This is a genomic window from Tenacibaculum profundi (assembly GCF_052050075.1).
Classification (GTDB): domain Bacteria; phylum Bacteroidota; class Bacteroidia; order Flavobacteriales; family Flavobacteriaceae; genus Polaribacter.
This window is the reverse complement of sequence record NZ_CP197225.1, coordinates 2,342,273-2,355,314: the sequence shown is the minus strand read 5'-3', so window position 1 is coordinate 2,355,314 and position 13,042 is coordinate 2,342,273. Positions and strand designations below refer to the sequence as shown.

Below are 13,042 nucleotides of genomic sequence, written 5' to 3'. Positions count from 1 at the left end.
TTATTAAAAACATGTTATGTTTATTAACTAAAATAATATGCGAACAACTATTGCTGTTGCCAATGAATTTTTAAAGCTGTCAAAAGACTCAAACCTTCATATAACAAATATGAGGCGAGTTAAGATCATATATCTAGCTCAAGGACTTTCCTTGTCACTTTTAGAACGACCTTTATTCGGTGACGATAATATAGAAACCAGGAAATACGTATCAATAATTCCTAGTATTAATAACGAGTTTAAACCCTTTAAATCATCACACATTACATCTAAATCTGTTGTAACAGGAAATAACTGGAAAAGTTTCTTAAAACCTAAAGTTGTGGATATTGAGAACAAAAAACGTAGTTAAATTAACTTGGAACTTATATCGAGACGTTTCTACTGAGGAATTAGCAACATCTTGAATGTTTTACATATACCGTAAAAATAACATCATTTAACAATGATCTTGTAAGAAAATATTATGACAAGTTTGTTAATAATTTACAAAGTTATTTAAAAAATGCCTAAATCAAAATTAGATATTCTACTTGTTGAATCTGAAAAAGATCATTTCAACACACGCTAGATTCATACAAATTCGTTGCTTAACAAGCAAGAAATACTGGACAGAAATCAAGATAGAGAAGGACTTAAAAAATACGCTTTTAGAACCTTCGTCTTCTTATATTATTTTACTATTGTCGTTCTCGTTTTATTTATTATAATTGCTTTAGGATTTTTTAAAGTCATAGATTTCCGTCCTAATGATACAGTGTCTATAACACTTATAACTTCATCATCAGCTACTATAGTTGGTCTTTTTATTTTAGTAATGGGATATCTTTTTAAATAATAAAGAGAAATGTTAAAACAACATCTCTCTTTAAAAATATAAAAACTTTTACCTTTTTAAGATCCGCACATTAAACAATCGTCTGGTCCTGCATCTTTAGAAGCTTCAATCATAGCTTTAAATTCTTCTGGACTTAATATATTATCCTCTTCCTTCTTTTCTACATTTAACGTAAACTGTTTCGCATTTACAGCAGATTTAGTTCTCAAATAATACATTCCTGTTTTCAAACCTGATTTCCAGGCATAAAAATGCATTGATGTTAGCTTTCCAAAATCTGGATCCTTCATAAAAAGGTTTAGTGATTGAGATTGATCTATAAAATACCCTCTTTGTCTAGCCATGTCAATTATATCTTTCATACTCATTTCCCAAACTGTCTTATATAATTCTTTCAAATTCTGTGGTATAGATCTTATATGCTGAATGGAACCATTGGCCCTCATTATTTCCTCTTTCATGTCATTATCCCATAGACCTAAATCTACTAAATCTTCTAACAAATGTTTGTTGACAACAATAAACTCACCTGATAAAACTCTTCGAGTATAAATATTTGATGTATATGGTTCAAAAGCTTCATTGTTGCCTAAAATTTGAGACGTTGAAGCTGTTGGCATTGGAGCTACTAACAAAGAGTTTCTTACACCGTACTCTAGTACATCTTTACGCAATGTTTTCCAATCCCATCTTCCACTTAATTCCTCATCTTTCACTCCCCACATATTATACTGGAACTCTCCTTCAGACATAGGAGAACCTTTAAATGTAGAATAGGCTCCTTTTGCTTTAGCTACCTCCATAGATGAAGTTACTGCTGCAAAATATAATGTTTCAAAAATTTCCTGATTAAGTTTTTTAGCATCATCACTAGTAAATGGAAGACGTAGCATAATAAACGCATCAGCAAGTCCTTGAATCCCTAGTCCAACAGGACGATGACGAAAATTAGAATTCTCTGCTTCTTTTACTGGATAATAATTCCTATCAATAACAGTATCTAAATTTCGTACAACTTTTTTTGTTACCTCAAATAATTTTTGATGATCAAAAAACTTATTACCAGCTTCATCTTCTGCTACAAACATTGGAATTGCGATAGAAGCTAAATTACATACAGCAACCTCGTCTTCTGCTGTATATTCCATAATTTCAGTACACAAGTTTGATGATCTAATTGTACCCAAGTTTTTCTGATTCGACTTTCGATTTGCTGCATCTTTATACAGCATATATGGTGTACCCGTTTCAATTTGAGATTCTAAAATCTTTTCCCATAACTCTCGAGCTTTTATTTTTTTTCTTCCCTTACCTGCTGCTTCATAACTTGTATACAGACGTTCAAATTCCTCTCCATATGTATCATATAAGTGTGGACATTCATGAGGGCACATTAACGTCCACTCTCCATCTTCTTGTACACGTTTCATAAATAAATCAGAAATCCACATTGCATAAAATAAATCACGGGCACGCATTTCTTCTTTACCGTGATTTTTCTTTAAATCTAAAAAATCAAAAATATCAGCATGCCATGGCTCTAAGTACATTGCGAATGATCCTTTTCTTTTACCTCCCCCTTGGTCAACATATCTAGCAGTATCATTAAAGACTCGTAACATTGGCACAATACCATTTGATGTTCCATTTGTCCCACTAATATAAGAACCTGTTGCACGAATGTTATGAATAGACAAACCAATACCTCCAGCAGACTGCGAAATTTTAGCTGTTTGTTTCAGCGTATCATAAATACCATCAATACTATCGTCTTGCATCTGTAGTAAAAAACAAGAAGACATTTGAGGTTTTGGCGTACCAGAATTAAAAAGAGTTGGTGTTGCGTGAGTAAAATACTTTTTACTCATCAATTCGTATGTAGCAATTGCCTCATCAATATCATCTTTATGAATTCCGATAGAGACACGCATCAACATTTGTTGTGGTCTTTCAACAATTTGACCATTTAATTTTAGCAGGTAGGAACGTTCGAGTGTTTTAAAACCAAAATAATCATAATTAAAATCTCGACTATAAATTATCGTTGAATCCAATTTATTCGCATTTTTCATAATGATGTCATACACATCATCTGCTAACAAAGGAGATTCCTTACCTGTGCGTGGATTTACATAATTATACAAATCTGTCATTGTTTCTGAAAATGACTTTTTTGTATTCTTATGTAGATTAGATACAGCTATTCTTGCTGCTAACTTAGCATAATCAGGGTGCGCTGTGGTCATTGTTGCAGCTATCTCAGCAGCTAAATTATCTAATTCAGAAGTAGTTACTCCATCGTAAAGTCCTTCTATCACACGCATTGCTACCTTTACAGGATCTACTATGTTATTTAAACCATAGCACATTTTACGCACTCTTTCAGTGATTTTGTCAAACATTACGGGCTCTTTTCTACCGTCTCTTTTTACTACATACATATTTAAATATGGGTCTTTAACGTTGCTTTTAAGGATATCCCAGGCAGATCCTGAGAAACCTACAATAATATAAATGATGGTTTCTTTGTCTATGAAACTGATTATAAAATCAATAAAAAATTAATTTTATAGCATTACCACGCACAGGGGATAGCGGTATAATAAGATCTCTTTTTAAAAATCCGCATCAAAACTGATGCTTCCTGTTCCTCCAGATTTAACTCCAGCTTTTTGATATTCCCCAACTCTTTTTTCGAAAAAATTAGTTTTACCTTCTAAAGAAATCATTTCCATGAAATCAAATGGGTTTGTAGATTCAAAAACTTTTTCACAGCCAAATTCTAATAGCAACCTATCTGTAACATACTCCAAATACTGAGTCATTAACTTAGCATTCATTCCTATTAAGCTTACGGGCAATGACTCGGTTATAAATTCTCGTTCAATGTCAAGAGCAGAAACTATGATTTCTTTTATTCTTTCTTTTGAAACTTTATTAATCAAGTGATTATTATGCAAATGTACAGCAAAATCACAGTGCATTCCTTCATCACGTGATATTAACTCATTGGAAAAAGTAAGTCCTGGTAATAAACCTCTTTTCTTTAACCAAAAAATAGAGCAAAATGACCCTGAAAAGAAAATTCCCTCAACTGCTGCAAAGGCAATTAATCTTTCAGCAAAAGAATCAGAATCTATCCATTTCAATGCCCAGTTTGCTTTCTTTTTAATTGCCGGGAAGACTTCAATAGCCCTAAAAAGATTGTTTTTCTCTTTTTCATCTTTAATGTAAGTATCAATTAATAGAGAGTACGTTTCTGAGTGTATATTCTCCATCATAATTTGAAAACCGTAAAAAAACTTCGCCTCAGAATATTGAACTTCATTCACAAAATTTTCGGCTAAATTTTCATTTACAATTCCATCTGAGGCCGCAAAAAAAGCCAAAATATGTTTTATGAAATAACGTTCGTCTTCATTCAACTTTGTATTCCAATCATTTAAATCTGAATGTAAGTCAATTTCTTCAGCAGTCCAAAAACACGCCTGTTGTTTCTTGTACCAATCCCATAAATCATTATGTTGAATTGGAAATATCACAAATCTGTCTTTGTTTTCTTCTAAAATTGGTTCAATGGACGTCATTTTCTAAACTAATATTTTATCGGTTACTTTTACTCATTCTAAAGGATGAACAAAGATTGAAAATTTTACTAAAAATTGAAAGCGTTACTTATTCACAAAACCCTTGAAGTTTTTAACAAAGCTTATATTTTCGGTTAAAAAACCCCAACCTCTTAAACCATATAAAACACTATAATACAAATAGTTATTTTTTTTAAACTTTTTTATGTAGTGATTTTTACTGCATTTATTAAAACATCATATTTAAAAAAACAAAGTGAAAAAATTATTCATTTTATGCTTACTTATTTACCTTCAAAACTTCATTAATTATTTTTTTAATTTGATTTTTGGGTAATGCTCCATGTGCCATTTGAGGCTCATCTTTTTTTGGACAAAAAAGCATTGATGGAATACTCCTAATCCCGAAAGCAGCTGCTAATTCTTTTTGTGCTTCGGTATCTATTTTGTAAATTATAATTTTACCCTCATACTCATTACTCAGATCTTCTAATATTGGTGTAAGCGCTTTACATGGTCCGCACCAGTCAGCATAAAAATCAACAATTGCTGGCAACTCTCCTTCATATTTCCAATTTTTATTTTTTTCGAAATTAAATACTTTCTCAAAAAATGTTTCTTTTGTTAAATTTTCTATCATTTTATTTTATTTGTTTTCATTTTAGTCGTTCACTTAAGTGACAAATTACATTGTAATCATACAAATAAGTAAAGATAAAAATATCGCTCCTTTTTTGTTTTAAAAAAATTTTTCAAAAAAGTTATAAAATATCTGTATGTTTTTTTAGAATCTACCATGCTTCTTAACTATTTTTTTACACTTTTTTAAAGCATAAAAAAATATTAAAAAATTACATATTCTTCCATTTATTATACCTTTTTATGTTAAATTCGTCATAAAACATAACAATCAGGTACTTTTTTCATCTAACTTTGAGAGAATTTTCGAACCATTTCTATATCATGAAAAAAATTATATTTTCAATTCTTACGGTAGTCTTCGTCATTGCATCTTGTAAGAAAACACTTCAAAAAGAAACTAAAAAAAATAACTTAGTGACATACCCTAAAACAAATAAAAAACCAATTACTGACACTTATTTTGGAACACGTATAATTGATAATTATCGTTGGCTAGAAGATGATAAAAGCGCCGAAACAGAAGATTGGGTGAAAACAGAAAATAAAGTTACTTTTAATTATTTAAGTAAAATTTCATATCGTGATCAATTAAAAAATCGTTTGTCAGAACTTTGGAATTATGAAAAAGTCTCCGTTCCTTTCAAAGAAGGAGATTTTACGTATTATTTTAAAAACAATGGACTTCAAAACCAATATGTTCTTCACAGGATCGACAAAAATGGTAATGACGAGGTGTTTTTAGACCCTAATACTTTTTCGAAAGATGGAACAACATCTTTAGGAAATTTACAATTCACAAAGGATGGAGGAACTTTAGCCTATTCAATTTCAGAGGGTGGAAGTGACTGGCAAAAAATAATTATAATGGATACAAAGACTAAAGAAATCAAAGAAGACACTTTAGTTGATGTTAAGTTTAGTGGAATTTCTTGGAAAGGAAAAGAAGGCTTTTATTATTCAAGCTACGATAAACCACAAGGAAGTGTTTTATCTGCTAAAACAGACCAACACAAATTATACTTTCACAAACTAGGTACTCCTCAAAGTTCTGATAAAGTGATTTTTGGTGGAATCTCATCCGAAAAACATCGCTATGTAAGTGGAATAATAACCGAAGACAATAGATATCTTATAATCTCAGCTTCTACATCAACCTCTGGAAATAAACTTTTTATAAAAGACTTAAAAGACCAAAACAATAAGTTATCACCAATAATCGACAACTTTGATAGTGATACATATATTATAGATAATAAAGGAAGTAAACTTTATTTAGTAACAAATTTAAATGCCCCTAATAAAAAGATAGTTACTGTTGATGCAAATAACCCTTCTCCTGAAAACTGGAAAGACTTTGTTCCCGAAACTGAAAATGTATTATCACCTACAAAAGGAGGTGGTTATATTTTTGCCAACTATATGGTTAATGCCGTTTCTAAAGTTTTTCAATATGCTTTTAATGGTAAACTTATCCGTGAAATAACATTACCAGGAGTTGGTACTGTTAATGGCTTTAGCGGAAAAGAAGAAGAACAAGAATTATACTTTTCATTTACCAATTATAATACCCCTGGATCTTCATTCAAATACAATACAGAAAATGGAACTTATAAAGTTTATTGGAAACCTTCTATTTCATTTAATCCTGATGACTATGAAAGTAGTCAAATTTTCTTTACTTCAAAAGACGGAACTAAAATTCCTATGATTATTACTCATAAAAAAGGGCTTGAATTAAATGGAAAAAACCCTACAATTTTATATGGTTACGGTGGATTTAATATCAGTTTGACTCCTAATTTTAGCATAGCTAATGCTGTTTGGATGGAACAAGGTGGAGTTTATGCTGTACCAAACTTAAGAGGTGGCGGTGAATATGGGAAAGAATGGCATAAAGAGGGGGTTCAACTTAAGAAACAAAATGTTTTTGATGACTTTATTGCAGCAGCAGAATATTTGATTAAAAATAAATATACTTCATCTGATTTCTTAGCAATTAGAGGGGGGTCAAATGGCGGCTTATTAGTAGGAGCCACCATGACACAACGTCCTGACTTAATTAAAGTTGCGCTACCAGCTGTTGGCGTGTTAGACATGTTACGATATCATAAATTTACTGCTGGTGCAGGTTGGGCTTATGATTATGGGACTTCTGAACAAAGCAAAGAAATGTTTGAGTATTTAAAAGGCTATTCACCTGTTCATAATGTAAAAGTAGGAACAGAATATCCAGCAACATTAATCACTACAGGGGATCATGATGATAGAGTAGTCCCTGCGCATAGTTTTAAATTTGCCGCCGAACTACAAGACAAACAAAAAGGAAATAATCCAGTGCTAATTAGAGTTGAAGTAAACGCGGGGCATGGTGCAGGGACCCCAGTAGCAAAGACTATCGAACAATACGCTGATATATTTGGGTTCACATTATTTAATATGGGTTTTGAGAACCTACCCAACATATCAAATTCAAAAATAAAATCTTAACAAATATTAAACATAAAAATGAAAGTATTAAAAAAACTATTATTTACAACTGTAATTGCTTCGTTAGGTATAACTGCATGTAAAACAGAGCAAAAACCTGAGAAAAAAACTAAGGGAATTGCACTAGAAAATATGGATACCACGGTAAAACCAACAAGCGATTTTTTTAGATATGTAAACGGAAACTGGGTAGATAAAACTGAAATTCCTGCAGATAGAACTTCTTGGGGTGGTTTTGGAGAGCTGAGAAAAAAAACAGATACTGATGTTCTTGCTATTTTAAACGAAGCAATAGAAGAAGGGAACTTTCCAAAAATAAAAGATTCTAATGGCAATGAAATTGATTCTGACCAACAAAAAGCGGTAAACTATTATGAAACTATCATGGATACGGTTGCTAGAAATAAAGCTGGAAAAAGCCCTGTACTTCCTTTCTTAAAAAAAATTGATGAAATTAAAAGTTTTGATGATATCCAACAGTTCATCACTAACATGGCTCCATTTGGTGGAATTGGTTTTTATAGCTTTGGCGTATTTAACGATCTTAAAAACAGCAATATAAATGCTGGATACATGGGAGCTGATGGTCTAGGTCTAAGTCGAGATTACTATGTCGATGAAAAAGTAAAAGACAAACTAGAGAAGTATCAAGATTTTATAGCTAAAATGCTACAAGAATTTGGTACTAACGAAACGATTGCTAAAAAAAATGCGGCCATTATTGTAGCGTTTGAAAAAAGTCTAGCAGAACCAAGAATGACCAAGGAAGAAAGAAGAGATACACGGAAAATATACAATCCAATGACAATAAAAGAGTTATCCAAACTATCTCCTATTATAAACTGGGAAGCTCACTTAAAAGGATTAGGGGTTGAATCAATAGATAAAGTTATTGTAACTGACCCAGGGTATTTCAAAGCAATGAATACTATCCTTAAAAATCGTCCGGTTGAGGACATCAAACTAGTACTTCGTTGGAATATCATTAACAATTCACTAGGAACATTGTCTACCGATTTAGAAAGGGCTAACTGGAAATTTTACAGTAAAGAAATGAGAGGAGCTAAAGAACAACGTCCAAGAGATGAACGTGCTTTAGGAAGTCTTAACAGAGCTATTGGTGAAGCTTTAGGAAAATTATATGTAGATAAAAAATTTCCCCCAGAAGCTAAGAAAAAAGCTAAAGAAATGATTGACAATGTAATGCTTGGATTTGAAAAAAGAATTAATGCATTACCTTGGATGAGTGCCGAAACAAAGACTAAAGCTTTGGAAAAACTAAACAAGTTGACAATAAAAATAGCCTATCCAGATAAATGGAAAGATTATTCTGAACTGCAAATAAAAGGTCTTAAAAACGGAGGTAGCTACTTTGAAAACTCAATTAATGTAAGTAAATGGAACTTTGACAAAGATATTAGGAAACTAGGAAAAGAAGTAGATAGAACTGAATGGGGAATGTCACCTCAAACAGTAAACGCTTACTTTAACCCTGTCAATAATGAAATTGTATTCCCTGCAGCTATCTTACAACCTCCTTTCTATGATTACAAAGCCGATGAAGCTGTTAACTATGGTGGTATAGGTGCTGTGATTGGACACGAAATTTCTCATAGTTTTGATGATTCGGGAGCCCGTTTTGACGGTGACGGGAACTTAAAAAACTGGTGGACCGAAGAAGATTCAGAGAAATTTGGAAAAGCTGGTGAAAAATTAATTGCTCAGTTCGATAACATTATTGCTATCGACAGTATGCACTTGAATGGTAAGTTTACCTTGGGTGAAAATATTGGAGACTTAGGTGGTATTCAGGCAGCTTATGAAGGACTTCAAATATTCTTGACGAAAAATGGTCGTCCAAAAGATATTGATGGTTTTACTCCGGAACAAAGATTCTTTCTTTCGTGGGGAACAATCTGGAGAACAAAAATAAGAGACGAAGCTCTCAAAAACTTAATTATGACCGATCCGCATGCTCCAGGAATGTACCGTGCTTATATGCCTCTAAAAAATGTTGACGCTTTTTATGATGCTTTTGATGTTAAAGAAGGGGATAATATGTACTTAAAACCGGAAGACAGAGTTAGAATATGGTAACTCTTTTTTATAAAAAAAGCCAACAAAATGTTGGCTTTTTTCTTTCTCTTAGTAGTTTATCAAAGTTATATTTTGACTATTGATTTCTTATTTTTGCTAAATGCTTAAAGTAAAAAATATCTCTTTCCAATACTCAAACCAGAAACAAACTCTTGAAGATATAAGCTTCAATTTAAATAAAGGAGAACATTTATGTATAATGGGAGAGAGTGGTTGTGGAAAATCTACACTCCTTAAAATAATATATGGGTTACTCGATGTGGATAAAGGAACACTCTTCTGGAATCAAGAACAAATTTTAGGTCCGAATTTTCATCTAGTTCCAGGGATAGATTTTTTTAAATACGTCGCTCAAGATTTTGATTTAATGCCCTATACAACTGTTGGTGAAAATATTGCTAAGTTTTTGTCTCGTTTTCATCTAGAAGAAGCAAATAAGCGAATAGAAGAATTACTAGAAGTAATTGAAATGAAAGAATTCATAGATATCAAAGTGAAAAATTTAAGTGGAGGTCAACAACAACGTGTCGCTATTGCTAGAGCTTTAGCTAAAGAACCAGTACTTCTATTACTTGATGAGCCGTTTAGCCAAATCGATAACTTCAAAAAAAATTCACTTAGAAGGAAATTATTTAACTATTTGAAAGAAAAAGATATCGCTTGTATTACTGCTACCCATGATGGTGATGATGCCTTATCTTTTGGTGATAAAATAATGATTATTAAAAGCCATAAGATCATTGAATATGACACACCAATAAATCTTTATAGAAAAGGGAAAAAAAAATATGTTTGTTCCTTATTCGACGATATCAATGAAATTACAATAAATAACAAAAAGCTATTGGTTTACCCTCATCAATTACAAATTGATGATAAAGGAACAATAGAAGCCTATGTTTTAAAGTCTTATTTCAAGGGATCTCATTGGTTAGTTGAATCCATTTTTAATGGACAACCCTTATTTTTTGAAAATCTTTATTATATTGAAGAAAAAAAAACAGTCCTGCTAAAATTGCAAAACTGTTATGATTAAAACAACTGATGCTATTGACACTCATCAATTATACAACATTCTTATTTACAGACACCCTACTTCTTTTTTGTTAAAAAAGAAGTTTACTTGTTTTTAAAATTAAAGAAAACATCTATTTCTTTCGAAACTCGAAACAAAAATTTATTGCAACTTATAAAATATTTTCTAAAACAATATTATCTCCTCTAAACTGAACAACATCACCTAGACACTTACCTATAAACAATTTTCCTATTGGAGAAGAAATAGAAACAGCAAAATACAATTCCTCATTAAACCTAATTTGTCCTGCTGAAACGGATAAAAAGTAATTTCCCTTATTTGTTATAATAATGCTCCCGAGGCAACCTATTTCTGGCTTCTTATAAATGTTGACTCTAGCAAGTGTGTTTCTCATTGTTGTAATTCCTTCAAGTTGTTGGCTAATGTTTTCTAGTTCCAACTGTAACATAGCTCTACCAGTTTCATGCTTATCTCCTACGGAACTTTTGGTCTCAGAAAGTAGTGCTTGCTTATTAGACGCTATCAATTTTTGAATTGTTTCTTCTCTTTTATTAACAAAATCAATACATTTTTGATACAATACCTGTTTTAATTTCTCCATATTAATACGCCATTTCGGCTAAATCTTTACCAATAATACTTCCAATAGCAACCCCCATACCTCCCAATCTAATACCACAATAAACATTATTAGAAATCTGTTTAACAATTGCTTTTTTCTTACTTCCTACGCCCATTATACCACTCCATCGTCGTTCTATTTCTATTTTTTGATTTGGCAAAATAATATTATTCAAAATAGCTTCTAATTTATTTTGAATCAAATCTGTTTGTGCAAAAACAGTAGTTTCTTCTGACTTAAAATTTAAGTTTCTTCCACCACCCAAAAGTATTCTACTATCTATGTTTCGAAAATAATAATACCCTCTATCTAAATGAAATGTACCTTTTATTGATAAATCTTTTATTGGTTTTGTGATTAAAACTTGTGTTCTTGCTGGTTTTACTTCTTCATCAAGTAATTTTTGACTAAATCCGTTCGTTGCAAACAACAGTTTTTTTGAGGTAAACTCAAATTTATTCGTTTTTACAATAACCTCATTTAAATTTTCCTCATACGCTATAAGCTCTGTAGCGTTTAAAATTTGAATATTAGAATTTATTACCATTTTCAATAATGCTGCCATCATTTTACCAGTATCTATCTGTCCTTCATAGTTATTCGTAATATAGTTTTTATAAATCTGCTTGAAATTAAATATGTTTTTGTCAATCTTAAAAACTGGCTTTTTAAATAATGTTTGTAATAAAGAGTTTACCTTATTTTTTTTATCTAAACATTCATCAAAAAGTTCGGGTTTGAAGAATAATTCATACCCCTTATGTTTTTGATAGGCTATTTCTTTTTCTCCTAAGTTTTTTTTTAAAAGTTGTAAACCCTCCAATCTTTTTTTCACTAAACTAAAAACCTCTTCTTCAGTATGTCTTTTCATGTCATCAATTAGCTCCGAAAGACTCCCAAAACAAGCAAAACCAGCATTTTTTGTACTTGCTCCTTGTGGTAAAACTCCTTTTTCAATAATTAAAATCTTTGCATTTGGATATTTTTGTCTTAAATAGAAAGCACAATTCAAACCAACAATACCACTACCTACAATAGTAAAATCAATATTCTTAAACCACTCTTTTACCTCCCAATAACTATAATCCATCATTTTTTAATAATAAATTAGTACTTTGCTACGTGTTTTTAGCAAATATGTAAAATAATTTGCTTAGAATTAAATAAGTTATACATTTAAATTTATTCTCGTGAAAACAATAAATATAATATATACCTGCTTTTTTGCTATAAGTTTTAGCCAATGTGTTAGTCAAAAATTTGAAAATAATCCTCCATTTACTATAAAAAGTGCTATTTATAAAAATGTTACTGGAGGTAGAGCTGGAAATAATTCTTTAGATATACATTTAACCTTTTCTTCAAAAAAGAAAATTGAGTTTGATAAATTGTACTTTCAAAATAGAATTACAAAAGCTGTCATAGAAATAAAAAGTGGAGTAAAATATATTATGGGACGATATAATACATCTCCCCAAAATCCAAGATTTCTTTTTGACAAAGCAACACTTGAAAGTAAAGAGATTAAAAATGGAAAACAAGAAAAGTTTCCTTTCGAATTAAAAGAAAATGAGGCTATTTTAAGCTATAAAGAACACGGCACAATAAAATTTTATAAAATTAGCAGCCTTAAGAAAGATAGACATGTAATGATGCAGTAAAAAAATTATATAATAAATAAAAAAGACACTTTAAAGTGTCTTTTTTATTTATTATAGCTTTAAATTAAA

10 protein-coding genes are annotated in these 13,042 nt (G+C 31.0%); 5 read left to right on the top strand and 5 right to left on the bottom strand.

Annotated features, from left to right (window positions below):
• The first annotated feature begins 37 nt into the window (after positions 1-37).
• Positions 38-352: a hypothetical protein gene (locus ACSIGE_RS09535; RefSeq protein WP_440879644.1), complete on the top strand. Its 315-nt coding sequence runs from the start codon at positions 38-40 to the stop codon at positions 350-352.
• Between the two features lie 542 nt (positions 353-894).
• Here the strand turns inward: ACSIGE_RS09535 and ACSIGE_RS09530 are convergent.
• The 3 genes from ACSIGE_RS09530 to trxA all read right to left on the bottom strand — a co-directional run bounded on the left by ACSIGE_RS09530 (position 895) and on the right by trxA (position 5,065).
• On the bottom strand, positions 895-3,279 hold the full coding sequence (locus tag ACSIGE_RS09530) for a ribonucleoside-diphosphate reductase subunit alpha (protein WP_440879643.1): 2,385 nt from the start codon (positions 3,277-3,279) through the stop codon (positions 895-897).
• Positions 3,280-3,453: 174 nt separating this feature from the next.
• On the bottom strand, positions 3,454-4,425 hold the full coding sequence (locus ACSIGE_RS09525) for a ribonucleotide-diphosphate reductase subunit beta (protein ID WP_440879642.1): 972 nt from the start codon (positions 4,423-4,425) through the stop codon (positions 3,454-3,456).
• Between the two features lie 280 nt (positions 4,426-4,705).
• On the bottom strand, positions 4,706-5,065 hold the full coding sequence (gene trxA, locus ACSIGE_RS09520) for a thioredoxin (protein ID WP_440879641.1): 360 nt from the start codon (positions 5,063-5,065) through the stop codon (positions 4,706-4,708).
• A 323-nt stretch (positions 5,066-5,388) separates the two neighbouring features.
• Between trxA and ACSIGE_RS09515 the strand changes: the two genes are divergently transcribed.
• The 3 genes from ACSIGE_RS09515 to ACSIGE_RS09505 all read left to right on the top strand — a co-directional run bounded on the left by ACSIGE_RS09515 (position 5,389) and on the right by ACSIGE_RS09505 (position 10,687).
• Positions 5,389-7,554, top strand: a complete 2,166-nt coding sequence (locus ACSIGE_RS09515) for a prolyl oligopeptidase family serine peptidase (RefSeq protein WP_440879640.1) — start codon at positions 5,389-5,391, stop codon at positions 7,552-7,554.
• An 18-nt stretch (positions 7,555-7,572) separates the two neighbouring features.
• Positions 7,573-9,651, top strand: a complete 2,079-nt coding sequence (locus tag ACSIGE_RS09510) for a M13 family metallopeptidase (RefSeq protein ID WP_440879639.1) — start codon at positions 7,573-7,575, stop codon at positions 9,649-9,651.
• A gap of 100 nt (positions 9,652-9,751) precedes the next feature.
• Entirely contained in the window at positions 9,752-10,687 is a 936-nt protein-coding gene (locus ACSIGE_RS09505) for an ABC transporter ATP-binding protein (protein WP_440879638.1), read from the top strand.
• A 151-nt stretch (positions 10,688-10,838) separates the two neighbouring features.
• Here ACSIGE_RS09505 and ACSIGE_RS09500 read toward each other — a convergent pair whose 3' ends face one another.
• Together ACSIGE_RS09500 and ACSIGE_RS09495 are read right to left on the bottom strand one after the other, a co-directional pair.
• Complete coding sequence (locus ACSIGE_RS09500) at positions 10,839-11,291, bottom strand: 3-oxoacyl-ACP synthase (protein WP_440879637.1); 453 nt, start codon at positions 11,289-11,291, stop codon at positions 10,839-10,841.
• Between the two features lies 1 nt (position 11,292).
• Complete coding sequence (locus ACSIGE_RS09495; RefSeq protein WP_440882199.1) at positions 11,293-12,402, bottom strand: NAD(P)/FAD-dependent oxidoreductase; 1,110 nt, start codon at positions 12,400-12,402, stop codon at positions 11,293-11,295.
• Between the two features lie 100 nt (positions 12,403-12,502).
• Here ACSIGE_RS09495 and ACSIGE_RS09490 point away from each other — a divergent pair, with 100 nt between their 5' ends.
• The gene (locus ACSIGE_RS09490; RefSeq protein ID WP_440879636.1) at positions 12,503-12,973 is read left to right on the top strand and encodes a hypothetical protein; all 471 of its coding nucleotides are present in this window, start codon (positions 12,503-12,505) and stop codon (positions 12,971-12,973) included.
• Positions 12,974-13,042: the final 69 nt, after the last annotated feature.